Origin of the sequence: Streptomyces sp. NPDC057616 (assembly GCF_042800575.1) — a bacterium.
Taxonomy (GTDB): domain Bacteria; phylum Actinomycetota; class Actinomycetes; order Streptomycetales; family Streptomycetaceae; genus Streptomyces.
In genome coordinates this window covers 1-26,558 of record NZ_JBHVGU010000012.1, presented here as the reverse complement: position 1 = coordinate 26,558, position 26,558 = coordinate 1, and the positions used below count along the sequence as shown (strand labels likewise).

20 protein-coding genes and 1 pseudogene are annotated in these 26,558 nt (G+C 72.9%); 11 read left to right on the top strand and 10 right to left on the bottom strand.

What is annotated here, in order from left to right; translation table 11 throughout:
• Positions 1-1,340 (top strand): FAD-dependent oxidoreductase (locus tag ACFU97_RS16765; protein ID WP_384256597.1); only part of this gene is annotated, 1,340 nt, incomplete at its 5' end.
• A gap of 74 nt (positions 1,341-1,414) precedes the next feature.
• Here the strand turns inward: ACFU97_RS16765 and ACFU97_RS16760 are convergent.
• Positions 1,415-1,735: a hypothetical protein gene (locus ACFU97_RS16760; RefSeq protein WP_384256595.1), complete on the bottom strand. Its 321-nt coding sequence runs from the start codon at positions 1,733-1,735 to the stop codon at positions 1,415-1,417.
• 147 nt (positions 1,736-1,882) lie between these two features.
• Here ACFU97_RS16760 and ACFU97_RS16755 point away from each other — a divergent pair, with 147 nt between their 5' ends.
• Positions 1,883-2,707: a rhomboid family intramembrane serine protease gene (locus tag ACFU97_RS16755; RefSeq protein ID WP_384256593.1), complete on the top strand. Its 825-nt coding sequence runs from the start codon at positions 1,883-1,885 to the stop codon at positions 2,705-2,707.
• Between the two features lies 1 nt (position 2,708).
• Here ACFU97_RS16755 and hemE read toward each other — a convergent pair whose 3' ends face one another.
• Positions 2,709-3,785, bottom strand: a complete 1,077-nt coding sequence (hemE, locus tag ACFU97_RS16750; RefSeq protein ID WP_384256590.1) for a uroporphyrinogen decarboxylase — start codon at positions 3,783-3,785, stop codon at positions 2,709-2,711.
• A gap of 126 nt (positions 3,786-3,911) precedes the next feature.
• Between hemE and ACFU97_RS16745 the strand changes: the two genes are divergently transcribed.
• The 3 genes from ACFU97_RS16745 to ACFU97_RS16735 all read left to right on the top strand — a co-directional run bounded on the left by ACFU97_RS16745 (position 3,912) and on the right by ACFU97_RS16735 (position 6,982).
• Positions 3,912-4,577 carry a DUF3000 domain-containing protein gene (locus ACFU97_RS16745; protein WP_384256588.1) on the top strand — a complete coding sequence of 222 codons (666 nt, stop codon included), beginning with the start codon at positions 3,912-3,914 and terminating at the stop codon, positions 4,575-4,577.
• Positions 4,578-4,805: 228 nt separating this feature from the next.
• Positions 4,806-5,468, top strand: a complete 663-nt coding sequence (locus ACFU97_RS16740) for a response regulator transcription factor (protein ID WP_016432069.1) — start codon at positions 4,806-4,808, stop codon at positions 5,466-5,468.
• Between the two features lie 221 nt (positions 5,469-5,689).
• A complete protein-coding gene (locus ACFU97_RS16735; protein ID WP_384256586.1) occupies positions 5,690-6,982 on the top strand; it encodes an HRDC domain-containing protein in 1,293 nt (430 codons plus the stop codon).
• Here the strand turns inward: ACFU97_RS16735 and ACFU97_RS16730 are convergent.
• Positions 6,979-7,161, bottom strand: a pseudogene (locus tag ACFU97_RS16730) (hypothetical protein); the annotation flags it as partial. The gene ACFU97_RS16735 and the pseudogene ACFU97_RS16730 sit on opposite strands and share 4 nt — an antisense overlap.
• A gap of 86 nt (positions 7,162-7,247) precedes the next feature.
• On the opposite strand from ACFU97_RS16730, the gene ACFU97_RS16725 reads away from it, so the two are divergent.
• Genes ACFU97_RS16725 through ACFU97_RS16715 form a run of 3 tightly spaced genes read left to right on the top strand, consistent with a single transcriptional unit; the run spans position 7,248 to position 11,022 of the window.
• Positions 7,248-7,790: a substrate-binding domain-containing protein gene (locus ACFU97_RS16725; RefSeq protein WP_384257034.1), complete on the top strand. Its 543-nt coding sequence runs from the start codon at positions 7,248-7,250 to the stop codon at positions 7,788-7,790.
• Positions 7,679-8,896 carry a thiolase family protein gene (locus tag ACFU97_RS16720; RefSeq protein ID WP_384256584.1) on the top strand — a complete coding sequence of 406 codons (1,218 nt, stop codon included), beginning with the start codon at positions 7,679-7,681 and terminating at the stop codon, positions 8,894-8,896. The genes ACFU97_RS16725 and ACFU97_RS16720 overlap by 112 nt, the downstream gene beginning before the upstream one ends.
• A complete protein-coding gene (locus ACFU97_RS16715) occupies positions 8,893-11,022 on the top strand; it encodes a 3-hydroxyacyl-CoA dehydrogenase NAD-binding domain-containing protein (protein WP_384256581.1) in 2,130 nt (709 codons plus the stop codon). The genes ACFU97_RS16720 and ACFU97_RS16715 overlap by 4 nt, the downstream gene beginning before the upstream one ends.
• Before the next feature lie 59 nt (positions 11,023-11,081).
• On the opposite strand, the gene ACFU97_RS16710 is transcribed toward ACFU97_RS16715, so the two are convergent.
• The 5 genes from ACFU97_RS16710 to ACFU97_RS16690 are packed head-to-tail and all read right to left on the bottom strand — an operon-like array spanning position 11,082 to position 20,233.
• Complete coding sequence (locus ACFU97_RS16710; protein ID WP_384256579.1) at positions 11,082-13,049, bottom strand: hypothetical protein; 1,968 nt, start codon at positions 13,047-13,049, stop codon at positions 11,082-11,084.
• Between the two features lie 40 nt (positions 13,050-13,089).
• Positions 13,090-15,186: a glycosyltransferase family 4 protein gene (locus ACFU97_RS16705; protein ID WP_384256577.1), complete on the bottom strand. Its 2,097-nt coding sequence runs from the start codon at positions 15,184-15,186 to the stop codon at positions 13,090-13,092.
• Positions 15,183-16,958: a stealth family protein gene (locus tag ACFU97_RS16700; RefSeq protein ID WP_384256575.1), complete on the bottom strand. Its 1,776-nt coding sequence runs from the start codon at positions 16,956-16,958 to the stop codon at positions 15,183-15,185. Before ACFU97_RS16700 ends, ACFU97_RS16705 begins: the two co-directional genes overlap by 4 nt.
• Before the next feature lie 2 nt (positions 16,959-16,960).
• Positions 16,961-18,586, bottom strand: coding sequence for a sugar phosphotransferase (locus tag ACFU97_RS16695; protein ID WP_384256573.1), 1,626 nt, complete (start codon positions 18,584-18,586; stop codon positions 16,961-16,963).
• Between the two features lie 15 nt (positions 18,587-18,601).
• Complete coding sequence (locus ACFU97_RS16690; protein WP_384256570.1) at positions 18,602-20,233, bottom strand: stealth family protein; 1,632 nt, start codon at positions 20,231-20,233, stop codon at positions 18,602-18,604.
• 375 nt (positions 20,234-20,608) lie between these two features.
• On the opposite strand from ACFU97_RS16690, the gene ACFU97_RS16685 reads away from it, so the two are divergent.
• Positions 20,609-21,718: an LCP family protein gene (locus tag ACFU97_RS16685; protein WP_384256568.1), complete on the top strand. Its 1,110-nt coding sequence runs from the start codon at positions 20,609-20,611 to the stop codon at positions 21,716-21,718.
• A gap of 914 nt (positions 21,719-22,632) precedes the next feature.
• Here ACFU97_RS16685 and ACFU97_RS16680 read toward each other — a convergent pair.
• Complete coding sequence (locus tag ACFU97_RS16680) at positions 22,633-23,757, bottom strand: hypothetical protein (RefSeq protein WP_384256566.1); 1,125 nt, start codon at positions 23,755-23,757, stop codon at positions 22,633-22,635.
• Positions 23,758-23,958: 201 nt separating this feature from the next.
• Positions 23,959-24,975 carry a hypothetical protein gene (locus ACFU97_RS16675; RefSeq protein WP_384256563.1) on the bottom strand — a complete coding sequence of 339 codons (1,017 nt, stop codon included), beginning with the start codon at positions 24,973-24,975 and terminating at the stop codon, positions 23,959-23,961.
• 164 nt (positions 24,976-25,139) lie between these two features.
• Between ACFU97_RS16675 and ACFU97_RS16670 the strand changes: the two genes are divergently transcribed.
• The gene (locus tag ACFU97_RS16670) at positions 25,140-26,060 is read left to right on the top strand and encodes an NAD(P)-dependent oxidoreductase (RefSeq protein ID WP_384256561.1); all 921 of its coding nucleotides are present in this window, start codon (positions 25,140-25,142) and stop codon (positions 26,058-26,060) included.
• Between the two features lie 3 nt (positions 26,061-26,063).
• Positions 26,064-26,447, top strand: a complete 384-nt coding sequence (locus tag ACFU97_RS16665) for an NTP pyrophosphohydrolase (protein WP_384256558.1) — start codon at positions 26,064-26,066, stop codon at positions 26,445-26,447.
• The last annotated feature ends 111 nt before the right edge of the window (positions 26,448-26,558 follow it).

The window sequence follows — 26,558 nt, the reverse complement described above, 5'->3', positions numbered from 1 at the left end:
CCGCGGGAATGTCCGCGGCGTCGCAGGCACGCCGGCTGAAGGACCCCGGTGAGCTGGAGATCGTCGCCTTCGAGCGCGGCCACTTCACCTCCTACTCGGCGTGCGGCATCCCGTACTGGGTCGGCGGCGACGTCGACGAGCGCGACGAGCTGATCGCCCGATCCCCCGAGGAGCACCGCGCGCGGGACATCGGTCTGCGCATGCGCACGGAGGTCACGGAGATCGACGTGGCGGGCGGCCGGGTACGCGCGCGTGACGTCGATTCCGGGGCCGAGTCCTGGACGTCGTACGACAAGCTCGTGATCGCGACCGGCGCCCGCCCGATCCGCCCGGACATGCCGGGCGCCGACGCCCCCGGGGTGCACGGTGTGCAGACGCTGGACGACGGCCAGGCGCTGCTCGACTCGCTGGCACGCACGCGTGGCCGCCGCGCGGTGGTCGTCGGGGCGGGCTACATCGGCGTGGAGATGGCCGAGGCGCTGCTCAACCGCGGCTACGAGGTGACGGTCGTCAACCGCGGCAGCGAGCCGATGTCGACGCTCGACCCGGACATGGGCCGCCTGGTGCACGAGGCGATGGAGGGCCTGGGCATCACCATGGTCAACGACGCCGAGGTGACCAAGCTGCTCACGGGCGAGGACGGCCGGGTGCGGGCGGTGGCCACGGAGGACGCCGAGTACCCCGCGGACGTGGTGGTCCTGGGCATCGGCGTACGCCCGGAGACGGCGCTCGCCCGGGCGGCCGGACTGCCCGTGGGCGCGCACGGCGGCCTGCTCACGGACCTGGCCATGCGGGTGCGCGGGCACGAGAACATCTGGGCCGGCGGCGACTGCGTGGAGGTCCTCGACCTGGTCTCCGGCCAGGAGCGCCACATCGCCCTGGGCACGCACGCCAACAAGCACGGGCAGATCATCGGCACCAACGCCGGCGGCGGCTACGCCACCTTCCCGGGCGTCGTCGGCACCGCCGTCTCCAAGGTCTGCGACCTGGAGATCGCCCGCACGGGCCTGCGCGAGAAGGACGCGCGCAGGGCGGGCCTCCAGTTCGAGGCCGTCACCATCGAGTCGACGAGCCGGGCCGGCTACTACCCGGACTCCTCCTCCATGACGGTCAAGATGCTCGCCGAGCGCCGCACGGGCCGCCTGCTCGGCGTGCAGATCGTCGGCCGCGAGGGCGCGGGCAAGCGCGTCGACATCGCCGCGGTCGCCCTCACCGCCCGGATGACGGTGGACGAGATGACGGCCCTGGACCTGGGCTACGCCCCACCGTTCAGCCCGGTCTGGGACCCGATCCTGGTAGCGGCCCGCAAGGCCTCGAAAGCGGTGGCGAAGAGCTTCTAGGGGCGCGGGGAGCTGCGCGACGAGCCACGACGGGCCCGTGGCCGCCACCTCACCCGCACCCCCACGGCGAACCGCTACGCGCTGCCGTTGATCCGCTCGATGGCCTGCCGCGCCTGCTCCGCCGGAGGCCGCGGCGGCAGCGAGGACACCGACGCCGTGGACGTCACGGCGGCCGGCTGCTCCCCCGCGGGCTTCGCGTGCGCGGCGCTGCGCACGGATCGCAGCCGGTGGCTCACCGCCTCGTCGAGGGTCACCGGCCGCTGCATCTGCGAGGCGAGCCGCCCCGCCTCCTGGCCGAGCCGGGCGACGTCCTCCCACGGCAGCTTCAGCACCAGGGAGATCTCCGCCTCACCGTCGGGCGTGGCATGCATCGGAGGAGTAACTCGGTCGTTCATCGCCTGTTCCTCACGTCGTCCCCGCGACCCGCCTTCCCCGTGCCGCGGGCGGTTGAGGAGTCATACGCACGCGCGCGTGCCCGTGTTCACCGACGCACCCGGCGCACCGGAGGCACTATTTCCGGCGGCCGGGGGCACTAATTCCTTGTGGTCATCCCCGTCCATGACGTGAACCCGGTGCGACGCACCCCCTGGGTGACGTACGCGCTCATCGCCGCGAACGTCCTCGTCTTCCTGTCCATGCCCGGCCTCGCCGGTTCCGTGGTGGGGGACAGCGGCCTGGCGCAGACGTGCCATCTGCAGGCGTTCCTGGACCACTACGCGGCCGTGCCGCGGGAGTTGATCCACCATCAGTTGCCGCGGCTGGTGCCGACGGGCGACGTCGGCGTGGGCGCGCACGGCGCGGGCTGCGTGGTGGCCCCGCCGTCCTACGACAAGTCCCCCGCGCTGTCCGTCCTCACCGCGATGTTCCTGCACGGCGGCTGGCTGCACCTGCTCGGCAACATGCTCTTCCTGCTGATCTTCGGCAACAACGTCGAGGACCGCATGGGCCACGTCAGGTACGCGCTCTTCTACGTCGCCTGCGGCTACGCGTCGGGCTACGGCTTCGCGCTCCTGAACGCCGACTCCGCCGACCCGCTGATCGGGGCGTCCGGCGCGATCGCCGGTGTCCTGGGCGCCTATCTGGTGCTGTATCCGAAGGCCAGGGTCTGGGTCCTGGTGCCGTTCCTGATCTTCCTGCCGCTGCGGCTGCCGGCCTGGCTGGTGCTCGGCTTCTGGTTCGTGCTCCAGGCCGTCTACTCGTCCGGCGAGGGCGTCTCCTCCGCGGGCACGGTGGCGTACGCCGCGCACGTCGTCGGCTTCCTGGTGGGCATGGCCCTGGCCTGGCCGCTCAAGCCGGGCACTCCCCCGCCGCCGGAACCGCGCGGCCTGCTGTTCGGCAGGAAGGCGCGGCCCCGGCACACGTGGTGAGTCAGCGGGCGGTCTGCGTGTGCACGTACTCCACGAGCCGGGTCAGCGCGTCCGGGTCGGTGGAGGGCATCACGCCGTGGCCGAGGTTGAAGATGTGCCCCTCCAGGCCGGCGGCCGAGTCGAGGACCTCGCGGGTCTTGGCCTCGACGGCCTCCGTGGAGGCGAACAGCACGGTCGGGTCGAGGTTGCCCTGGAGCGCCTTGCCGGGGCCGACCCGGCGCAGCGCCTCGTCCAGCGGGACGCGCCAGTCGACTCCGACGACGTCCGCGCCGGCCTCGCCCATCAGGCCGAGCAGCTCGCCGGTGCCGACGCCGAAGTGGATGCGCGGGACGCCGTACCCGGCGACGGCCTCGAAGACCTTGGCTGAGGCGGGCAGCACCGAGCGGCGGTAGTCGGCCGGGGCGAGGGCGCCGGCCCACGAGTCGAAGAGCTGGACGGCCGAGGCGCCGGCCTCGATCTGCACCTTCAGGAACGCGGCCGTGATCCCGGCGAGCCGGTCGAGCAGGTCGGCCCACAGCTCGGGGTCGCCGTACATCATCGCCTTGGCGTTCTCGTACGTGCGCGACGGACCGCCCTCGACCAGGTAGCTCGCGAGGGTGAAAGGCGCGCCGGCGAAGCCGATGAGCGGGGTGGCGCCGAGTTCGCGGGTGAGCATGCCGATCGCCTCGGTGACGTACGAGACGTCCTCGGGCGTGAGGTCGCGCAGCTGGGCCAGGTCGGCGCGGGTGCGGATCGGGTGGGCGACGACCGGGCCGACGCCCGGCTTGATGTCGAGGTCGATGCCGATGGCCTTGAGCGGGACGACGATGTCGCTGTAGTAGATCGCCGCGTCCACGCCGTGCCGGCGCACCGGCTGGAGGGTGATCTCGGTGACCATCTCGGGCCGCGTGCACGACTCGAGCATCGGGACGCCCTCGCGGACCTTGCGGTACTCGGGCAGCGAGCGCCCCGCCTGACGCATGAACCACACCGGCGTGTGCGGCACGGGCTCGCGCCTGCACGCCTTGAGGAAGGCCGAGTCGTACGTGGCTGTCGGCAGCGTCTGGGCGTGGCCCGCGGGGCTCTCGTTCGCACTCACGACGGCAAGTCTCGCACGGCGGCGACGCGCCGAAGTCCGGGGTCCGCGGGGCACGATCCGGACAGGCGGCGCTCGCACGGGTGTCCCTCCCTGCGCGAGCGCTCCGTTCCCTTTAATCTTCCCCGCATGGCTGCGGCTCAGGGACGACTGTCGGACGGCGCTGACGGAATGGGCGACACGGAGGGGGACCGGAATGGGGGCGGTACGGCACCACTGCCGTTCAGGACCGCGGTCGACGCGCTGAGATCCGCGCGGCTGCGGCCGCAGATCGAGGTGGAGGCGACCCGCGCGCCGCAGCGACTCGCCTCGTTCGCGTACGCGCTGGAGGCGACGGTCGTCGACGACGACCAGGATCTGGCCGACGGCCGCCTGGTGCTGCTGCACGAGCCGGACGGGCACGACGCCTGGCGCGGCACCTTCCGCCTGGTGACGCTGGTGCGCGCGGAGCTGGAGCCGGAGATGGCCGCCGACCCGCTGCTGCCCGACGTGTGCTGGGCCTGGCTGACCGGCGCGCTGCAGGCGCGCGGGCTGTCCTGCGGCGAACCGAGCGGCACCGTCACGCGCGCGAGCTCGCACTACTTCGGCGGGCTGGCGGAGCGCCCGGCGGCCTCGCAGATCGAGATCCGCGCCTCCTGGACGCCCCGCGAGGGCCGGAACGGGGTGCCCGACACGGCGGCCCACCTCGCCGCCTGGTGCGATCTGCTGGCCCAGGTCGCGGGCCTGCCGCCGGCCGGTCCGGGCGACGCTTCGATCGTGACGCTGCCGCAGCGACGGGACCCGCAGGCACGCTGACCCCACTCCCCAGGCATGGCACTCCTTTGACCGTCACTTTGTCGATTCGGCCACTTTCAATCAGGACCAGGTTCTCCGACGAACCGATTCGTTCAACAAGTGATCGATCGCTTGTCCGAATTGCACAGATTGTTACTCACTAAATCGTGATCTTTCCCTAAAGGACTCCGGGTTTGGTGCCGAAGACGACTGTGACCTTGAAAGCCGTCCCGCACCCCAGGAGGCCTGGTGTCCGTTCTCCTCGAGCAGCCCGCAAGCCTGGTCGCCTACCGTCCGAACAAGCCGACCGCCATGGTGGTCGTGGCCGACCCGCGCGTCCGCTCCACCGTCACCCGCCACCTGTGGGCCCTCGGTGTGCGCGACGTCATCGAAGCCTCGTCCATCGCGGAGGCACGTCCGCGCATCGGCAACCCCCGCGACATCTGCGTCGCCGACGTCCATCTGCCCGACGGCTCCGGCCTGACCATCCTTTCGGAGACCCGCGCGGCGGGCTGGCCCAACGGCCTGGCCCTGTCCGCCGCCGACGACATCGGCGCCGTGCGCAACGCCCTCGCGGGCGGCGTCAAGGGCTACGTCGTCACCGGCACCCGCACCAACGTCGGGCTCCCCACCCGCCCCGGTGCCGCACCCATCGGCGCAGCCGCCGCCCGCATGCACCGCCGCCCCCCGGGTACCCCGAGCCACCCGGGTGGCTACCGCGAGCTCTCCGGCCGTGAGGTCGAGGTCCTGCGGCTGGTTGCGGAGGGCCAGTCGAACAAGGCGATCGGCGTCTCGATGGGCCTGTCCGCCCTGACCGTCAAGAGCCACCTCGCCCGCATCGCCCGCAAGCTCGGCACGGGCGACCGCGCCGGCATGGTCGCGGTCGCCCTGCGGACCGGCATCATCCACTGACCCGAACACCCCGCCCCACCCGCCTGCACGTCCCGCCGCCCGCTTACCCGTACATCTCCCTCATTCACGGACGTGAACGGAATCGGCCGCTGATTCCCCGCCCGTGTCCCACCTGTCGTGAACCGGAAGTTTCACCGACCTGACTGGTTTACGACCCTCAGGCGCCCGTCGACGGAACGTTACGTCGGCGGGCGCTGTCCATACACAGATACTCTTGACAGGTGACCGACGCCCAAGAGACCGCAGCAGACAGCTCACTGCGAACCACCGGAGGCGCCCCTCCGGAAGACGGCGGAACATCTCTTACGGGGGCGCCGAAACCGGAGCCGATCCCTTTGCTGGAGCCGCGCGAAGGCATCCCGCCCGTGATCGCCGACGCGAGCTCCCTGGCCGACGTGGTCGCCGCCTTCGCGGGCGGCTCCGGCCCCGTGGCCGTCGACGCCGAACGCGCGTCCGGCTACCGCTACGGACAGCGCGCCTACCTCGTGCAGCTGCGCCGCGACGGCGCGGGCACCGCGCTGATCGACCCCGTGGCCTGTCCCGACCTCTCCGCGCTCGGCGACGCGCTCACCGGCGTCGAATGGGACCTGCACGCCGCCACGCAGGATCTGCCGTGTCTGCGCGAGATAGGCATGGTGCCGACGCAGCTGTTCGACACCGAGCTCGCCGGCCGGCTCGCGGGCTTCCCGCGGGTGGGCCTCGGCGCCATGGTCGAGAACGTCCTCGGCTTCGTGCTGGAGAAGGGCCACTCCGCCGTGGACTGGTCGACCCGCCCGCTGCCCGAACCGTGGCTGCGGTACGCGGCGCTGGACGTGGAGCTGCTCGTCGACCTGCGCGACGCGCTGGAGAAGGAGCTCGACCGGCAGGGCAAGCTGGAATGGGCCCACCAGGAGTTCGACGCGATCGCCTCGGCCCCGCCCGCGGAGCCCCGCAAGGACCCGTGGCGCCGTACGTCCGGGATGCACAAGGTGCGCCGGCGCCGGCAGCTCGCCGTGGTGCGGGAGCTGTGGCAGACGCGGGACCGGATCGCCCAGCGCCGTGACGTGTCGCCGGGGAAGGTGCTCGGTGACGGCGCCATCGTCGAGGCCGCGCTCTCCCTGCCGGCCGACGTGCAGGCCCTCGCCGCGCTGAACGGCTTCGGGAACCGCATGGGGCGGCGTCAGCTGGAGCAGTGGCAGGCGGCCGTGGACCGCGCCAAGGCCCTGACGGAGGCGCAGCTGCCCGCGCCGGGGCAGCCGGTCACCGGGCCTCCGCCGCCGCGGGCCTGGGCGGACAAGGACCCGGCCGCCGCGGCACGCCTGTCCGCGGCCCGGGCCGCGGTGTCGGCCCTCGCCGAGCAGCTGAACATGCCGCAGGAGAACCTGATCACCCCGGACACCGTGCGGCGGGTCTGCTGGGAGCCGCCGAAGGTCGCCGACCGGGAGGCCGTCGCGGCGGCGCTCGCGGGGTACGGGGCCCGGCCCTGGCAGGTGGAGCAGGTGACGCCCGTCCTGGTCTCCGCGCTGTCCGCCTAGCCGTCGCCGAAGGCCGGGACGGGAAGCCCGTTCACCTGGAGGCAGAGGAAGACGATCAGGGTCGGCAGGATGACGAGGATCGCTCCTGCCGAGATCGTTTCCCAGTGGGCGCCGAAGGGTCCCTCGAAGCGGAACAGGGACGTCGAGATCACGCCAAGATCCTGCGACGGCATGCCCAGGTCGGCGGCGCGGCGGCGCTCGGGCACACGGCGATGCGCGCGGTCGCCTTCGACGAGGCGGCGCGGGCGCTGGAGCCGGCCGGGGCCTGGCAGGTCACGACCGAGTACTCGGGAGAGGCCGGGGCGCGGGCGACCCGCTCGCTGCTGACGGCCGCGCCGCCCGACGGGCCGGCCGGCCGGCCGCGATCGTCTACGACATCATGGCCGTGGCCGGGCTCTCGGTGGTGGCGGAGATGGGCCTGAGCGTGCCCGGTGACGTCTCGCTGCTGGCCTGGGACGACTCCCAGCTGTGCCGGCTCACCCGGCCCACCCTCTCGGCGAGGGGCCGGGGTCCCACCCCGTGGCCACGCCGGTGCTCACTCCGCGTGGCTCGACGGCTCCTCCCCCGGTGTGACCTTCGCCGCTTGGACCGCCGGGACTGTGCAGCTACGTTACTCATAAGTAGCATGGGCCTGAGCGCGCGCTCAGCTTGCGCCACGCAGCAGTGCAGATCCCGCACCTCTGGAGGAGAGCCATCGTGCCTCGTACCGTCAGGGACGTCGTCTTCGTCGACGGCGTCCGCACCCCGTTCGGCAAGGCGGGCCCGAAGGGCATCTACCACGAGACCCGTGCCGACGACCTCGTCGTGAAGGCGATCCGGGAGCTGCTGCGCCGCAACCCCGGGCTCGACCCCGCGCAGATCGACGAGGTCGCCATCGCCGCGACCACGCAGATCGGCGACCAGGGCCTCACCATCGGCCGCACGGCCGGCATCCTCGCGGGCCTCCCGCAGTCGGTGCCCGGCTACTCCATCGACCGCATGTGCGCCGGCGCCCTGACCGCCGTCACCACCACCGCGGGCTCCATCGCCTTCGGCGCCTACGACGCCGTCATCGCGGGCGGTGTCGAGCACATGGGCCGCCACCCGATGGGCGAGGGCGTGGACCCGAACCCGCGCTTCGTGAGCGAGAAGCTGGTCGACGAGTCCGCCCTGTTCATGGGCATGACCGCGGAGAACCTGCACGACCGCTACCCGCACATCACCAAGCAGCGCGCCGACGAGTACGCGGTGCGCTCGCAGGAGAAGGCCGCCAAGGCGTACGCCAACGGCAAGATCCAGCAGGACCTGGTGCCGATCTCGGTGCGCAACACCAACGCGGAGGTCGGTGAGACGGGCTGGGGCCTGGTCACCGCCGACGAGCCGATGCGCCCGGGCACCACGCTGGAGAACCTGCAGGGCCTCAAGACGCCGTTCCGCGTGCACGGCCGGGTCACCGCGGGCAACGCGGCCGGTCTGAACGACGGTGCGACCGCCTCGATCATCGCGTCCGAGGACTTCGCCCGCGAGCACGACCTGCCGGTGAAGATGCGCCTGGTCTCGTACGCCTTCGCGGGCGTCGAGCCGGAGGTCATGGGCTACGGCCCGATCCCGGCCACCGAGAAGGCCCTCGCCAAGGCGGGCCTGTCGATCGAGGACATCAACCTCTTCGAGATCAACGAGGCCTTCGCCGTCCAGGTCCTGGCCTTCCTGGACCACTACGGCATCGCCGACGACGACGCGCGCGTCAACCAGTACGGCGGCGCCATCGCCTTCGGCCACCCGCTGGCCTCCTCCGGCGTCCGCCTGATGACGCAGCTGGCCCGCCAGTTCGAGGAGCAGCCGCACGTCCGCTACGGCCTGACCACCATGTGCGTCGGCTTCGGCATGGGCGCGACGGTCATCTGGGAGAACCCGCACTTCGAGGGGGACAAGTGAGCACCACCGCTGAGCTTCTGAAGGGTGCGGCCGAGCTGTTCCCCGACGAGGTCGTGACGTCGGCGCACGTACGCCACCTCGACCTGCCCTACGGCGCCGGGCGCTTCGCGCTCGTCACGCTGGACAACGGCTTCGACCACACCAAGCCGACCACCTTCGGCCCGGGCTCGCTCGCGAACCTCAACACCGCGATCGACCAGGTCGAGAAGGAGGCCGCGGCCGGCGAGATCGTCGGTGTCGGCATCACCGGCAAGCCGTTCATCTTCGCCGTCGGCGCCGACCTCAAGGGCGTCGAGCTGCTGAAGGAGCACCAGGACGCGCTGGCCATCGGCAAGGGCGGCCACGAGGTCTTCAAGCGCCTCGCGGGTCTCGCGGTGCCGACCTTCGCGTACTACAACGGCGCGGCGATGGGCGGCGGCGTCGAGGTCGGTCTGCACTGCACCTACCGGACCGTCTCGAAGTCCCTGCCGGCCTTCTCGCTGCCCGAGGTCTTCCTCGGCCTGGTCCCCGGCTGGGGCGGCTGCACGCTGCTGCCGAACCTGATCGGCGCCGACAAGGCCGTCTCGGTGATCATCGAGAACAGCCTCAACCAGAACAAGCAGCTCAAGGGCAAGCAGGTCTTCGAGCTGGGCATCGCCGACGCCCTCTTCGAGGGGGCCGACTTCCTGGAGCAGTCGCTGCTGTGGACGGCGTCCGTCCTCAAGGGCGACGTCCAGGTCGAGCGCCCGGTGATCGACCGCGGCGAGGCCTGGGACGCGGCCGTCGCCAAGGGCCGCTTCATCGCGGACGGCAAGGTGCACGGCGCCGCTCCGGCCGCCTACCGCGCCCTCGACATCATCGCCGCCGCCAAGGACGGCGACCTGCAGCAAGGCTTCGACGCCGAGGACAAGGCGCTCGCCGACCTGATCATGGGCGGCGAACTGCGCTCCGGCATCTACGCCTTCAACCTGGTGCAGAAGCGCGGCAAGCGCCCGGCCGGCGCCCCGGACAAGAACCTGGCGCGCCCGGTCACCAAGGTCGGCGTGGTCGGCGCGGGCCTGATGGCCTCGCAGCTGGCCCTGCTCTTCCTGCGCCGCCTGGAGGTCCCGGTCGTCCTCACGGACATCGACCAGGAGCGCGTCGACAAGGGTGTGGGCTACGTCCACGCCGAGATCGACAAGCTGCTCGGCAATGGCCGTATCAACCAGGACAAGGCCAACCGCCTCAAGGCGCTGGTCAGCGGTGTCCTGGACAAGGCCGAGGGCTTCTCGGACGCGGACTTCGTCATCGAGGCCGTGTTCGAGGAGATCGGTGTCAAGCAGCAGGTGTTCGCCGAGGTCGAGGCCGTGGCCCCGGCGCACGCGATCCTGGCGACGAACACCTCCTCGCTCTCGGTGTCGGAGATGGCGTCGAAGCTGAAGAACCCCGAGCGGGTCGTCGGCTTCCACTTCTTCAACCCGGTCGCGATCCTGCCGCTGCTGGAGATCGTCCGCGGCGAGCAGACCGACGACGCCTCGCTGGCCACGGCGTTCGCCGTCGCCAAGAAGCTGAAGAAGACCGCGGTCCTCACCAAGGACGCCCCGGCGTTCGTCGTGAACCGCATCCTGACCCGCTTCATGGGCGAGATCCAGAACGTCATCGACGAGGGCACCCCGGTCGAGGTCGCCGAGAAGGCGATCGAGCCGCTCGGCCTGCCGATGTCGCCGCTGGTCCTGCTCGAACTGGTCGGCCCGGCGATCGGCCTGCACGTCTCGGAGACCCTCAACCGGGCCTTCCCGGACCGCTTCACGGTCTCCCCGAACCTCGCCGCCGTCGTCAAGGCGGGCAAGCGCGGCTTCTACGTCTACGACTCCGGCAAGCCGGAGCTGGACCCGGAGGTCGCCGCGCTGCTGAAGCAGGGCGACTCCGTCCTCACCGAGGAGCAGGTCCGCGACCGCGTCCTGGACGCGGTCGCGCAGGAGATCGGTCTGATGCTCGACGAGGGCGTCGTCGCCGAGGCCCAGGACATCGACCTCTGCCTGATCACGGGCGCCGGCTGGCCCTTCCACCTGGGCGGCATCACGCCGTACCTGGACCGCGAGGGCGTATCGGAGCGCGTGAACGGCAAGAAGTTCCTGGCCCCGGGCCTGGCGAGCGTCCCGGCGTAACGGGCGCACGCATGTGAGGAGGGCCTCCGCCGTTCGGGCGGAGGCCCTCCTCGCCGTTCTCAGGCCGACCAGGGCCCCAGGGGGCTGCCGACCGTGGGGGACAGCTGGCGGCGGGTGTGCAGGCGGGCGTCCGTGCCGACGACGGCGGCCACGAGCGCGCCCGCCGCGTCGTACGCCAGCGCCGGAGCCTGCGCCGCCATCCCGCCGGACTCCTGCCAGTGGGTGCCCGAGACGTTCTTGTCGCGGTCGGGCAGGGAGGTGACGAGGCGGCCGCGGCTGCCCCGGTGGGCCAGGAAGGCCTCGCGCGCGCCGCGTTCGGGGGCCCACAGCGCGGCCACGGCGCCGGTGCCGCCGTGGCCGCCGAGCCCCGCGCCGGAGCCGGGCCAGCGGCCGTCCGCGTGCTGGCGGTAGGCCATGACCTGCCCGGTGCCGGCCTCGCGGAAGTAGAGGCAGGCGCGGTTGCCGCCGGAGTCGACGGCGGTGACCCCGCCGGTGGCCGGACGGCCCGTCCGCAGGGTGTCGTCGAGGAGGAAGGGGCCGCCGGGTTCGGCCTGGTGCCAGCGCCAGACGGTGTTCTTGCCCGGCACGTACAGCTCGACCGTGCCGCGCTCGGTGGCGAGGGCGCAGCCCGCGTCCTGGACGAAGCTGCCGCCGAGGTTCTCCCACGCCAGCCAGGTGCCGTCGGCCTCCCGGCGGCGGCAGGCGATGCCCTGGTCGAAGGTGCGGACGAAGACGTACAGCCGGCCGCCCGCGTCGACCGCCGCCGAGGGGACGCCCGCCTCGCGCTGCCTGCGGCCGTCGCCCTGCGCCCAGTCGGGGTTCTCCAGGGTCTGCCAGCCGCTGAAGCCGTTGCCGCCCGGGTCCTGCGCGGTGTGCACGACGTCCACGGTGACTCCGCCGCCGACGACGTTCTGGCGGCGCAGGCCGACGAGTTCGGCCGGGCCGCCGGGCAGACCGGTGACCGCGAGCGTCGGCGCGATCCAGCCGTCGCCCAGCACGAACGGGCCCTTCCACTCGCCGCTCGCCGGACCGGTCTCCGTCCAGAAGGCGAGCCGCCCGGCCAGCACGGCGAAGGCGTTGAGCCGCCCGCCCGGGCCGAGCCGCAGCCAGTTGGTGGTCGGCGAGTAGCGGTACGCGGCGCTGTTCATGTGCGTGCTGCGGAACGGGTTGGGCCCCAGCTGGCGGTCGCCGCAGGTCTGGCAGGTGCCGTGCGGGCAGACCGTGGGCGCGTCGATGCCGCCGTAGGTCGCCAGGTACTCGGCCTTCTCGGTGATCGTGGCCGAGTCGAGGTTGTAGCCCCAGAAGCGGTTGGCGTAGGCGCGGTAGTGCTCGACGACCGGGTTGTGGCCGCCCTCCCGGTGGCGCGCGAGGGCGGCGAGCGCGAACTGGGTGGTGGTGGTGTGGTCGACGTGGTCGGAGCAGACGAACTCCTGCCGCCCGCCGTCGTGTTCGGGGTCCGGGTCCATGGTGCGCACCGTGGTGGGGCGTACGTGGCCGAGCAGGGCGGTCAGGGCGGCGATCAGCTGGTCGCGGGTGACGTGCTGGACGCCGCCGACGGTGCAGCCGTGCACCGGCAGCGTGGCCTGGGTGCGCAGGGCGCCGTCCCACAGGTCGTGCAGCCGGGTGCGGGTGCCGCGGTCGGTGGGGGCGCCCTGGTGCAGCTGGAGGAAGTACAGGCTCACCTCGTCGTGGTCGACGAGGGTGAACCGCTCGGCGGCGAACCCGGGCACCAGGTCGACGGGTTCGCGCCGCCACGGGTGGTCGCGGTCTCCGGTGGCCATCCGGGCGTACGCGGAGCGCAGCCCGCAGCCGCGCTCGGTGCTGTAGCGGGCGAAGTCCGGCTGCACGGCGGCGCGTTGGGGCTCGTTGGTGTCGACGTTGATGCCGTCGCCCTCGCCCGCGGTGACGACCACCGTGGTGATCCGGTCGCCGTCCTGGAGCGAGCGCACCAGGTCGGGGTTCATGAAGTACAGGTCGTCGTCCTGGTGGGCGACGATGTGCAGGATGGAGCGGGTGGAGTCGGTCATCGGCCCTCCTCGGCCGTCGGGTTCAGCGGGCTCGGCCGGCTCATCGGTCGACCACGTTCATGGCCATGGCGCCCGAGGCGGAGCAGTAGGGCCGCACCCACACCGGGCGCGCCGGGTGGACGACCGCGTACTGCGAGGCCTCGTCGCCGACCAGCGGCACGGACGGGTAGACGTAGGCGCCCTTGACGTCGGGGAAGTCCTCCAGCAGATGGCAGACGCGCACCTTGGACCGGTGGTACGGGTCGGGCTGCAGCCACCAGTCCCAGTCCTCCCAGCGCTCCAGCCGGTGGTCGACGACGTGGCGCAGCGGCGCCTCGGCGCGGAAGGCCTGGCGGCCGAGGACCTCGACCGGCACGGTGAAGGTGCGGCTGTGGCGGCCGCGGCGGCTGACGATGAACAGCGCGCCGGGCTCGATCCGGCGTCCGCCGGTCAGCACGCCGCGCACGGTGATGGCACCGTCCGCCGACTCGACCCGGGTGCACTCCGCGTGCTCCTCGCGGACGACGGTGCGCAGCATCAGCCGGCCGTTGGGCTGGGCGTAGGGCAGGTTCCAGCCGATCGGGCCGGACGGGGGCCGGGCGATCAGGCGGGCGCGGGCGTCGATGAGGGCGCGGGTGTCGCGGACGCCTGCCTTCATGTGGACGGGCGAGGACTTGGGGGCGCTCATGGTGACCTGCCAGCGCCCGTCTCCGAGGTCGTCGAGGGCGGAGGGGGTGAGGACGGCGGTGTAGCGGGTGCCGCCGTTGTCCAGGTCCTTGCGGGAGGTGCGCAGCGGCAGGTCCGGGCGGGCGTCGCCGTCCGAGGGCTTGTGGCGCAGCACGAACCGCCAGCGGCGGCGCCCCTCGTCGGGCCCGTCGGCGGAGAACCGCAGCCAGCCCGCGTCGTCTGCGGTGACGTCCACGGTGGCCGCGCCGAGCGAGACGGGCGGCACGGTGAGCTGGTCGGCGCCGGCCGTGCGGGGGCCGGCAGGGGTGCGGTAGCCGCGCTCGGCCGCGGCGCGGCGGCGGGCCGCGTCCTCGAACAGCTCGACGTAGCGGCCGGCGACGGCCGCGGGGTCGAAGCGGGTGGCGTTGCGCAGCGCGGCGGCGCCCATGGCGCGGCGCACCGGTTCGTCGGCCATCAGGCGGCGCAGTCCCTGGACGATGCCGTCGACCTCGCCGTTGGGCACGAGGAAGCCGTCCTCGCCGTGGCGCAGGATCTCGCGGGGGCCGACGGGGCAGTCGGTGGAGACCACGGGCAGTCCGCAGCGCATCGCCTCGACGAGCGTCATGCCGAAGGACTCGGCGCTCGAGGTGACGGCGGCGATGGAGCCCTTGGCCCACTCGGACTCGATGGGCGAGAAGCCGCCCATGAGCAGCACCCGCCCGGTCAGGCCGAGTTCGGTGACGAGCGCGCGCAGCTTGCCGGCCTCGCCGCCGTCGCCGTAGATGCGCAGCTGCCAGTCGGGGAAGTCCTGGGCCAGTTGGCCGAAGGCGCGGATGAGGAGGTCGTAGCGCTTGATCTGGTGCATGCGGCCGGCGCTGACGACGACCTTGTGCGAGCAGTCGGACGGCGTCACGGCCGGTTCGGGCACGCTGTTGGGGATGCCGACGACGGGGATGCCGGGGATCGGCGTGTTCTCCATGAAGGAGCGGGCGTCGGCGTCGGTGACCGTCGTGATGGCGTCGAGCCTGGGGTAGACGCGGGCCATCTCGGCGCGCACCGCGGGCGGGATCGCCAGGTGCGTCATGTGCTCCTGGGCCACGCGCAGGGCGCCGTCGCGGGTGTGGGCGGCGACGAAGAGGTTGAGGCTCGGGCGGGTGCCGACGACGACGTCGGCGGACGTCCGCTGCAGGTCCCGGATGATGCGCCCGTCGGTGAAGCGGCTGTACTGCGCGTAGAACTCCTCCTGGCGCGGCACCACTTCACTCGGTTCGTCGCTGCCGGCGGCGCCCTTGTCGGCGGAGCCGGGGCGCAGGTCGACCAGGGCGCGGACGGTGATGCGCGGGGAGATCTCGAACTTGGTGGCGGTGGTGCGCCGGAACACCGAGACGATCTCCACGTCGTGGTGGACGGAGAGCGCCTCGGCGAGGTTGATGACCGTGCGGTTGGTGCCGCCGATGCCGTAGATGTTGTTGATCAGGAAGGAGATCTTCACCGGACCTGGGGCTCTTTCATCTCGTGACTCTCCTTCTTCTCGAAGGGGGACGGCACCGGGTAGTAGGTCCGCAGGAAGCGGCTGAGCATCGCCGTCTGGCGCTCGACGTCGTGGCCGTCGGAGAGGGTGTCGTTGATGCAGAACGCCTGCCGGTCGCGGCGGGCGAGCAGGATGCCGAGCCGGCGCTGGATCTCCGGCTTGGCGAGGTCGAGGTAGGCGAAGGTGATGTTCGAGGGGACGGCGCGGCCGGTGAAGTAGGCGTAGTAGTGGTAGAGCGAGGACGGGATGGAGATGTCGGCGGCGCTGCGGAAGCGGCTGTGCGAGGTGCGCCGGTGGTCCTCGGCGAACTCCCCCTCGATCTCCGCCAGCACGCTGCGTCGCAGCGCGTAGGGGGCGTGCCGCAGCTTCTGCACGATGGCGCTGCCGAAGTGGTCCTGGAGCAGGCGGCGGTTGTTCTTGCCGGCCGCGTCGACCGGCCGGTCCACGGGGGTCAGGTCCCAACGCGGCACCTGGGACGGGGAGAAGAAGGTGCGGGTCATGCCGTTGGACAGGAAGAAGTCCTGCGGGGTGACGGGGCTGCCCAGGAACATGTCGTCGTTGAAGTACAGGAAGTGCTCGGACAGGCCCTTGATGTGGTGCAGCCGGCTCTCGATCGCGTGCGAGTTGAAGGTGGGCAGCGCGGCCGGGTCGTCGAAGATCTCCGAGTGGTCGACGACCGTGAGGCGGTGGTGGGCGTCGTTGAGCCAGGCCGGTCGCTGACGGTCCGTCACCACGTAGACGTGGCGCACCCAGGGCGCGTTCTGCTCCAGCGCCCGCAGGGAGTAGCGCAGTTCGTCGCGGCTGATGTAGCGGGCGGCGTTGGCGGACTCGGTGTGGTAGCCGTGGTCGCCGTAGGCGCCGCGCCGCCGCTGCCACTCGGGGTCGCTGCCGTCGACCCAGGTGTAGACGACGTCGACCGGGAAGCGCACGTCCTCGGGCAGCGGGTCGGCGCAGGGCCGGATGGTGCGCACCGAGCGGGTGCGGCGGGTGTGCAGGGCGGCGAAGCCGGTGAGCCGGCTGATCGGGACGGTGACACGCGGCTCGTCGAGGGCGACGTCCTCGGTGACCCGGTTGGGGCGCGGCGCGTGCAGCCGCCCGTCCTCGGGCCGCCAGAACTCGATGTCGCAGCCGTGCTCCAGGCCGAGGACCAGGGAGCCGGCCGGGTCGCTCCACACCATGCCGACGCGCAGCACCGCGGCGTGGCGCGCCAGTTGGCGGCCGGCCCGGGAGCCGGCCAGCACGATGCGGCCCTGCGCGGCCTCGCCCCGGCAGGCGCGCAGATAGACGGGACTGCGCTCGGCGCACCGCCGCAGCACCTCGCCGACCCGCTCGCGGTCGGCCTCGGCGACGGCGAGGCAGGAGCGGAAGTCGGAGCTGCCGCGCACGGCGAAGTAGTCGACGCCGGTCTCCTCCAGGGCGGTGACGACCAGTTCGAGGTTGGCCTCGCGCAGGCCGAGCGGCGACACGGTCGGGCGGACCAGCGCGATCCGCGCGCCGTGCCCGGCGAGGGCGGCAAGCCGCTCCCCCGCGCCGAACAGGTGCGGCCAGCGGTGGCGGGCCCGCGCGCCGCGGACGACCCGGGCGAACAGGTTCACGGAGTGCAGCCGGCGCAGCAGCTGCTTGAGCGCCGCGCGCAGGCGCAGCGGCACGCGGCGCGCGATCCGGCGTCTCAGGCCCGCCGGTACCAGGGTGCGGTACGCGCCGACCGCCGCGGAGGCCTCGGGATTGCCCATGCTCACGGCTGGTTGACCGCCTCGTCGTCTGTGTCGGTGGCCCGGCCGCCCTCGAAGACGCTCGGCACGGGGAAGTAGCGGTGCAGGAAGCCCAGGACGGCCTTGGTGCCGCCGCGGGCGCGTGCCTCGTCGGTGCCGAGGCCGAGCAGCTGGATCTGCTGGCTGTCCCGGCGCACCAGCAGCCGCTCCAGGTGGGTGGCGATGCCGGGCAGCGCGGCGTGCAGCGCCACGGTGGCCTCGCCGGAGGGGTCGGCCAGGCCGGAGGTGTGCCCGAAGTGGTGGACCACTCCGTCCAGCGGATGCGTGCCAGGTACCCCAGGCAACCATTGCCCGTCGTCGAGCGGCAGCGGCGCGGCGCCGGTCTCCGCGAGCCGGGCGAGGGTCTCGACGCGGTGCGGCTGGGGGCCCTGGGCGTAGCCGTGGGCGGCCACCCGGCCGGTGGCGGCGTACGCGGTGCGGGTCCACGGGGCGAACGACTCCTGGGCGTTCCAGGGGCCGCGCCGGGGGCGGGTCGCGCCGCTCGGCGTGAAGTAGTCGAAGGGACGGACCGGCCGGCCGAGCAGGGCGCCGGGGCGCAGCAGCAGGAAGTGGTCGGCGAGGTCGGGCAGCAGGTGCAGGTGCCACTCGGAGCCGGGCCGCGCGCGGACGACGGTGAGCCGGTCGCCGGCGCGCAGCCAGGCCGGCGGCTCCGCCTCGGCGACCACGTGCACGACGTCCACCCACGGCGCGTACTGGTGCAGGGAGCGCAGCGCGGCGCGCAGCAGCTGCTCGCCCCACGGGGTGGCGTGCTGCCACAGCAGGACCGCGTCGACGGGGAAGGTGATCTCCTCGAGCCGCAGGACGTCGAAGTTCTCCAGCGTGATCGTCGGCTCCAGGTCGCCGTCGATGTCGGAGTAGCCGGAGAGCCGGTCCAGGCCGATCTCGACGCCGGGGGCGTCGCTGGGCACCGCGCGCTGCACGCGGTTGGGACGCGGGCCGATCAGCCGCTCCGCGGCCAGGTCGGTGTTGGCGGTCCAGAACTCGATCTCGATGCCCTGGTCCTCGCCCACCCAGAGGTTCTCGGTGGGCTCGGTGCGCAGCCAGGTCAGGCGGATCACCTTGGCCTTGGCGTAGTTCTTCCACGCCTTCACATGGCTGCCGGGCAGCTCGCGGGTGTCGCTCTGGGCGGGCGAGACGGAGACGACGTATCCCGTGTGTTCCTCCAGCAACGCGCGTAGTACGCGGCGCACGGCCTTCTTGTCGTTGTGGTCGACGGCCAGGCAGATCCGCCGGTCGTCGAGCGCGGGCACCGCGAACCAGGGGATCTCGGCCGCGTCCAGGGCCTGGGTGACCAGGTCGTGGTCGAGGCGCCGGGCCAGGTCGGTGGTGAGGCCGGTGTGCACGTGCGCGACCCGGCCGTCGGGTGCCTGGGTACGGCGCTCCGAGTGGCCGAGCCCGGCCCTGCGCACCCGGCGCAGGGCGCGCCGGTGCAGCCGGGCCTCGCGGCGGCTCAGGGTGCGCGCGAGGCGCCGCTTGACCTTGCGCCGCACCCGCACCGGGACGGTGGTGGCGGCGGCGGAACGGACGGGCTGGGGAACGAGGCGTTTGTAGACGTTGGAGGCGGAGCTCATGGACGTCGGGTCCGACACGTCATGAACTCCGATTCATCTCTCGTGGGGGCTTGGGGTGGGGAAGTAGGCGTTGAGGAAGCCGTCCAGCAGCTCCTGCTGCGCCTCGATGTCCTCGGGTGTCGAGAACGCGTCGTTGAGGCAGAAGGAGTCCTGGTCACGGCCGTCCAGCAGCCGCTGGAGCCGGTCCGCCAGGTCCGGCACCGCCAGCTGGAGGTAGGTGAAGGGCATCGATCCCGGTTGCGCCCGGCCGGTCAGCGCCGCGTAGTACAGCGCGAAGGACGACGTGGGCGACAGGTCGGTCATCGCGCGGAAGCGGCTGGCCGCCGTACGGGCCCAGGCCTCGGGGAAGTCCCGTTCGGCCTCCTCCATGGCGGAGCGGCGCAGGGCGTACGGGATGTGCTCCATCGGCTGGGTGATCACTCTGCCGAAACGTTCCAGCAGCAAAGCCCGGTTGTTCTTGCAGGCCGCGTCGACCGGGGTGTCGGTCTCCACCACCGGGCCCTGCGGAATGCGGTTGCGCGAGGGGAAGTAGCGGGCCGTGCCGCTCGGCGTGAAGAAGGCGTGCGGGGCCACCGGGCGGCCCATGAACATGTCGTCGTTGAAGTACAGGAAGTGCTCGGCCAGGCCCTCGATGTGGTGCAGCTGCGACTCGATGGCGTGCGAGTTGAACACCGGCAGCACCGACCGGTCGCGGAAGATCTCGCGGTGGGTGGCGATGCGCACGCCGGGCAGGTCCTCGCGCAGCCACGGCGGGACCTGGTCGTCGGTGACGATGTGGACGTTGCGGATCCAGGGCGCGAACAGGTGCAGCGAGCGCACCGAGTAGCGCAGCTCGTCGCGGCTGATGAAGCGCGCGTCGCTCGCCGACTCGGCGTGGTAGACCTCGCCCTTCGCCTGCGCCTTGCGCTGCTTCCAGGCCGGGTCGTTGCCGTCGACCCAGGTGTAGACCGCGTCGACCGGGAAGGCGATGTCGTCCGCGCAGTTCACCAGGAACTCGGAACGGGTGGCGAGGGCCGGCGCCAGGTGCTGCGGGGTCCAGTCCGATACGAACCGGCTGAACAGTCTGGCGGCGCCGAGGACGTTCGGGGCGTCGGCAGCGACGGCCCAGGTGGCCCGGTTGGCGCGGGGTGCGACGAGGTAGGTGCCGTTGCGCTGCCAGAACTCGATGGCGCAGCCGTACTCGTGGCCGAGCAGCAGGTGCCGGCCCGGGTCGGTGCGGTACCAGCTGACCTGCAGGACGCGTGCCGTGGCGACCTCGCGCCAGGCCCTGGGGTCGCGGGAGGAGACGGGCTTGGACGGGCGGGGCGCGTCCGGGTCGATCACGCTCAGGTGCCCCGGGAACTGGCTCAGCCCGCGGAACACCACGCCCAGCACCCGCTCCCGGTCCTCCTCCGCGACGGCCACGACCGTGCCGTGGTCGGCGGTGCCGCGGACGGCGAAGTGGGGGACGCCGGCCGTGTCGAGCAGGGCGGTGAGGGCGGACCGGTTGGCCTCGCGGGCCGACAACGGTGTCAGACCGGGCTCGACGTAGACGTCACCGTGCTCCGCGGTGACCGTGGTGGGCGCGGCCTGCGCGGTGGGCCGCGATGCGGTGCCGCCCCGGGCCGTACGGCCCCCGGCTGCGCCCGGCACCTGGCCGACAGCATGATCGGAAACGGTCGTCACGCCGCTCGCCCCCCACGGGCCGACGCACGCACCAGCACAGCCACCCCTCCCTCTCCTCACCCGGCAGGGCCGAAGTGAGTGCTGGTGGCCGCTCGCCTTCGTGCCCCCCGGCTCGATGTGCGACCACGTAGGCGACGGCAAAAAGCCATCACCGGTTCATACCGAAAACTTAACCTTCACAGGACCGGCACATCATCAGCAAGCGCATACACCGCTGTCAACACCAGTCAGAAATGACAGAAAACACATACAACCCTTAACCAACTCCGAACGTCTGATGACTGGTGGACGACCGTCCGCCACCGCTGACGGGCCCGGCCTCTCCCCCCACTCGTGCCCCGAGCCATTTGGTCGAGTGAGAGAGGACCGACGCACATGACGCACGCCCAGACGGAGACGGGCACCCCGGAAACACGGCGGGCCCCGTCGCGCCGCCGGGGCAGGCCGCCGCGGCGGCGCCGTCGGGTCTGGCGCTGGATCGCCCTGAGCCTGGTCCTGCTCGTGCTGGCGGCGGGTGGTGTCGGCTACTGGCTGTACAGCGACCTGAACGGCAACATCAAGGGCGTCGACCTGAACAAGGCGATCGGCGGCAACCGTCCCGAGAAGCTGCCCACGTCGGGGCAGAACCTGCTGGTCCTGGGCTCGGACTCGCGCTCCGGCGCCAACGCGTCGCTGGGCACGGGCAACGTCTCCGGGGCGCGTTCCGACACCGCGCTGGTGATCCACGTGCCCGAGGGGCGGCAGAAAGCGGTCGCTGTGAGCATCCCGCGCGACACGCTGGTGACGCGGCCCGCGTGCACGGCGAAGGACGGGTCGGCGCTGCCGTCCGCGAAGCGTGTGATGTTCAACTCGGTGTACTCGATCGCGGGCCCGGCGTGTGTCGTGAAGACGGTCGAGCAGATGTCGGGCGTCCGGATGGACCACTTCGTCGAGATCGACTTCTCGGGCTTCAAGGGGCTGGTCGACGCGATAGGCGGGGTCGACATCACCGTCGACCAGGAGATCCACGACAAGTCCAGTGGCCTGAACCTGACGGCGGGCGAGCACCGGCTGGACGGCACGCAGGCGCTGCAGTTCGTCCGCACGCGGCACGGCATCGGTGACGGCAGCGACCTCGGGCGGATCGGGCTTCAGCAGCAGTTCCTGATCGCGCTGCTGAGCGAGATCAAGAAGCAGGACCTGCTGGGCAGCCCCACGAAGACGTTCAAGATCGCCGACAGCCTCACCGAGTCCCTCACCACCGACTCCGGGCTGGCCTCGCTCACCAAGCTCGCGGGCTTCGCCCGCAGCATGAACGGCATCGACCCCTCCACGATGGAGACGATCATGCTCCCGGTGAAGTACGACACCCAGGACCCCAACCGCGTGGTCGCGGCCCAGCCCCAGGCCGACCAGCTCTGGAAGGCCCTGCGCACGGACAAGGAAATCCCGGCGTCGGCGAAGAAGTCCCCGGCACGGGGCGGGGGAACCGGCGCGAGCTCCTGACGGAGGGGCTTGGCGGCGGGGCTGTTTCGGGCGGGGGTGTTGGCGCGGCCTCCGCAGACGGGGTGGCTGCGCGCGGACGGGTCGTCTTCGCGGTCGCCCCGCGATGCCGTCACGGACGGGTCGGCCTTGCGCCCGGCACGGCTGGGCGGGGGCGGGCCTGGATCGGGCGGGGCGGCGGGTGCCCCTGTCGCGCGAGGTGGTCGACCGCGGCGGCTGCCGCTGCCGCCAGGGCCTGGTGCGAAAGTCCCGTCGTCCGCCCGAAGGGGCGGGCCCGGCGGCGTCCGGTGCGTGCTCTCGGCGTGCCTGGCGCAGGCCCTCGTACTGGACGTGCTCGGGTCTGTGCGAGGTGCGGCGAGGGCACGTGCCCGGCGTCGCCGGGCAGGCGGGACCTTCGCAACAGGCCCTGGGGGCGGGCAGGCGGGCCGCGCGGAAGGGACAACTCGGCGCGGTCGGCTCGGACCGGGCATGACACGAGCCTGCTTCGGACGGGCCGGCTCTGCGGCTGACGCGGACGGGGATACGACGGCTCGGCAGCCAGGGCGACTCGGCGCGGACAGCACCGACGCGGCCGCCTGCCCGCTCCGCGGGCCGCGACCCGATGCGATCGTGGTCGGGCAGCGGTCGGTGTGAGGTGGTGCTGCGGCGGCGCGCTCGGCCCGGCCGCCCGGAGGTACGCGGGGCGATCCAGACCCTCAGGACAGCCCAGCCCGCTCACCTCCGCCAGAGGTTCGCCGGGGTCCGGGTCCTCAGAACGGCACCGGCAGCTCGCGTCCGCCGGGACCGGGCCGCGCCATCACATCCGCCAGGAAGTTCACCGCGGCAACCCGGAGCCTCAGGACAGCACCGGCAGCTCGCGTCCGCCAGGACGGGGCCGCCCGCTCGCCCCCGCCGGAACGGCCCCTCCCCGCCCCCTCTCAGACCCGTAGCGAAGGCGAGAGGGCCAGGCCCGGGCCGTTGGACTGGCGGGCAATGTGGAGGGTGCCGTTGTCGGACACGGTGGCCAGGACCACGCGGCCGTGAGTGTCCAGGGACAGGGCGGGGGGTGTGGTCGAGTGCTCGCCGGTGGGGGACCACCACAGGCCCGCCTGTTCGTTCTCCGTGCCGCACGCCGTCAGCATGACCTGGCCGTCGGGGCCGCGATGGGCCAGCACCGTGCAGTCGTAGCCGTCGAGCGACGCCCGCAGCAGGGCGAGCGGCTCCGCCGCCGGGGCTCCCCCGAGCGGGATCAGCCAGCCGCCCGGACGGTGCGCGATCAGCTGCCGCGTGTCCCGGTCGGTCCAGTAGTACGTCGCCCGGTCCGGCGCCGTCTCCAGCGCCGCCGCCGTCCCCGGCGCCACCTGCAGCGCGATGTTCGGCTCCTGCCGGAAGTCCCCGTCGGGCTCGGCCTGCCGCCACCACATGGCGTCCTGCCCGCCGCCCGCCAGCACCTCGATGCGCCCGGACGCGTGCGCCGCCACCGCGAGCCCGTCCTGCACCCCGCTGCCCTTGAGGTCCTCCCAGGCCAGCCACTTCCCGGTCGGCCCCTCCCGGCGCAGCATCAGGCCGCGCCCCGCGTTGCGCACGAAGACGTGCACCCGCCCCGACCCGCTCACCGCTCCCACGGGTATGCCGAACCGCGCGGCCTTCTCCCGGTCCTTGTGCGGATTGCCCAGCGAGCGCCACTCGGTGACCGGGCGGCCCGTCTGGTACTGGATGGCGTGCACGATGTCCACGGCCGGCGGCCCGTCGCCCTTGCGCACCTCGCGCCGCCCCAGGAAGTGCACGTAGGTGTCCGCGCCCTGGACCACCGACAGATGGGTCAGGTCCGCGACGGGGAAGAACTCGGGGCCCGTCCACTCCGGACCGCCCGGCCGGCTCTCGGTCCACCGCAGCAGCCCGCCGCGGGTGCGGCCGTAGGCGGTCAGCCGCCCGTCCTTGCCGAGCACCAGCCAGCGCCCGTCCACGGACGCCTCCGCCGCGTGCCGCCCGTCCTCCCGGCGCACGACGACGCGGTCGGCAGCTCTTCGTCGGGCGGCGCCGCGCCCGGATCCGGTCCGCATGACGTGGCCCGCCCCTTCCTTCCCGCCCGGCGCGGCCGACGTGCCGATCCCCGAACACCTGTCGCAGGGGAGGCCGAGCGCGCCCATCATAGGTCGAACACCGGACGAACACGGTGTGACCGAGACGTGGACGGCCGTCACCCGCCTCCCGGACCCGACCCGGACGTCGGGGACATACCCCCGCCGGGCCTCCCGGGGCCGTCACACCTCCCGCCAGGCCTCCAGCGCCAGGCCCGTCTCGTCCTTGCGCCGCGTGACCAGCAGCTGCCCGGCCGAGGCGGACAACGTTGCCGCCGCCACCCGCCCTTGCTCGTCCGTCGCCAGCGACACCCCTGCGTCCGAGGGGAGTTGAGGCCCCGACTCCGTCCACCACGCTCCCGCCGACTCCTGCTCGGTGGGGTACGCGGCGAAGGCCACACGCCCGCTCGACGAGCGCTGGGCGAGCAACGTGCAGTCGTGGCCGTCGAGTTCGCAGCGGATCGCGGCGACCGGTCCCGGGCCGGCGGACGGCAGCAGGACGACCGGCTTGCCGCCGGGACGCCAGGCGCACAGGTCGCCGGCGTCGTCGGTGTAGAAGAGGGTGGTGCTCTCCGGGGAGGTGGCGAGGGCGCGCAGCGTGCCGGGCCGGACCGGGGCCTCCATCGCCTCCTCCAGGGCCGGCTGCGCCCCCGGCTCCTCCTGCCGCCAGTGCAGGATGCCGCCGGGGACGGCCGCGTACGCCTCGACCCGACCGGACTCCCCCGTCACGGCCGCCAACTCCCCTTGCACCTGGCGCCCCTTGAGGTCGCGCCAGGGATCCCAGCCGCCCTTCTCCTTCTGCGCGAGCATGCTCACCCCGCCGCCCCGGTTGCGTACGAATACATGGGCGCGCCCTTGGGCGTCGACCGCGACGGCCGGGGTGCCGGTCTCCTCGCCCTTCTTGTTGGGATGCCCGATCGGGTTCCAGTCGAGGGCCGCGAGCCGGGGCCGGAAGTGGGTGGAGTGGACGAGGCCGGACTCGCCGGCAACGGTGGGCCGCCAGGCGACCAGGTGGGCGTAGGCGTCCTGACCCTGGCCGACGGCCTGGGAGGCGAGCAGCTTCTGGCCGCCGCCGATCCTGCGCGCGGGCAGCCACGGGCCCCCGGGTCCGCGCTCCGCGCGGCACAGGACGGCGTCGTCCGTCGGAAGGTAGACACTGAGCCGGCCGTCGCGGCCGCGTATGAGCCAGTCGCCGTTCACCGGTTCACCTTAAGCGGGCGGGTACACGCACCGCGTCCCGGCCCCCCCGGGTGACGCACGGTTCCGGACGGGTCCCGCGCGCACGGTGGGGCACTCGGCGGGCAGGCTGTTCCCAGCAACCACCGCACGAGTGCAGACCCCGTACGAGTAAGGAAGCCGACCTCATGACCGACCAGCTCACCGTGAGCGTCCTGGGCACGGGCATCATGGGCGCCGCGATGGCCCGCAACATCGCCCGCGCCGGACACACCGTCCGCGTCTGGAACCGCACCGCCGCCAAGGCCGAGCCGCTCGCCGCCGACGGGGCACAGGTGTGCCTCTCCCCCGCCGAGGCGGTCCAGGACGCCGACGTGGTCCTCACCATCCTCTACGACGGCCCGGCCGCCCTGGCGGTGCTGCGCGAGGCCGCCCCCGCGCTGCGCCCCGGCATGGTCTGGATGCAGTCGACCACCGCGGGCACCGAGGCCATCGGCGACCTCGCCGCCTTCGCCGCGGAGCACGGACTCGTCTTCTACGACGCTCCCGTGCTCGGCACCCGCCAGCCCGCCGAGGCCGGCCAGCTGACCGTGCTGGCCGCAGGACCCGTCGAGGGCCGCAAGACCGTGGAGCCGGTGTTCGAGGCGGTCGGCGCGCGCACCGTGTGGACCGGCGAGGACGGTGCGGCGGGCAGCGCGAGCCGGCTGAAGCTGGTGGCCAACAGCTGGGTGCTCGCGGCCACCGCGGCGGCCGGCGAGATCCTGGCGCTGGCGAAGGCGCTCGGCGTCGACCCCGCGAACTTCTTCGACCTCATCGCCGGCGGCCCGCTCGACATGGGCTATCTGAAGGCCAAGGCGACGCTGGTGCTGGAGGGCAAGCTCACGCCGGCCAGTTTCGCGGTGGACACCGCGGCCAAGGACGCCCGGCTGATCGTCGAGGCGGGGCGGCGCAACGGCGTCCGGCTGGACGTCGCCGCCGCGAGCGCGGAGCGCATGGAGCGGGCCGCCGCGCAGGGCCACGCCGACGAGGACATGGCCGCCGCGTACTTCGCCAGCTTCGACGAGAGCGGGAAGCAGGGCGAGGGCGAGAACGGGAAGCAGGGCGGCTGACGCATGGCGGGGGATGCCGAAGGCGGCGCACCGCTGCTCCTGGTCGTCGACGCAGCGAACGTCGTCGGGTCGGTCCCCGACGGCTGGTGGCGCGACCGGCGCGGGGCCGCGGAACGCCTCCGCGACCGGCTGGCGGCCGACGGTCTGCCGGGCCACGCCGGTCCCGTGGAGATCGTCCTCGTGGTGGAGGGGGCGGCACGCGGCGTGGAGTCCGTGCCCGGCGTACGGGTGGAGTCGGCGCCCGGCAGCGGGGACGACCACATGGTCGCCCTGGTGGCGGGCGCGGCCGGGCGGTCCGTCCTGGTGGTGACGGCGGACCGGGAACTGCGCCGGCGCGTGCGGGAGCTGGGCGCGGAGGTGTCCGGACCGCGGAGCGTCCGGCCTTAGCGCCGCACCCCGCACACCCACGGGACCCCCCCCCCCCCCCCCCCGAAGACGGGGGGGGCACGGGGGGGTGGGGACTGGGGTACCCTTTTGCCCCCCCCCTCCCCCTTTCGG

Bases quoted from the DNA above. Each gene is read 5' to 3' on its own strand.
- ACFU97_RS16760 (WP_384256595.1), bottom strand. From the start codon at position 1,735: ATGAACGACCGAGTTACTCCTCCGATGCATGCCACGCCCGACGGTGAG.
- ACFU97_RS16670 (WP_384256561.1), top strand. From the start codon at position 25,140: ATGACCGACCAGCTCACCGTGAGCGTCCTGGGCACGGGCATCATGGGC.
- ACFU97_RS16745 (WP_384256588.1), top strand. From the start codon at position 3,912: ATGGCTGCGGCTCAGGGACGACTGTCGGACGGCGCTGACGGAATGGGC.
- ACFU97_RS16700 (WP_384256575.1), bottom strand. From the start codon at position 16,958: ATGGGCAATCCCGAGGCCTCCGCGGCGGTCGGCGCGTACCGCACCCTG.
- ACFU97_RS16680 (WP_384256566.1), bottom strand. From the start codon at position 23,757: ATGCGGACCGGATCCGGGCGCGGCGCCGCCCGACGAAGAGCTGCCGAC.
- ACFU97_RS16710 (WP_384256579.1), bottom strand. From the start codon at position 13,049: ATGACCGACTCCACCCGCTCCATCCTGCACATCGTCGCCCACCAGGAC.
- ACFU97_RS16685 (WP_384256568.1), top strand. From the start codon at position 20,609: ATGACGCACGCCCAGACGGAGACGGGCACCCCGGAAACACGGCGGGCC.
- ACFU97_RS16665 (WP_384256558.1), top strand. From the start codon at position 26,064: ATGGCGGGGGATGCCGAAGGCGGCGCACCGCTGCTCCTGGTCGTCGAC.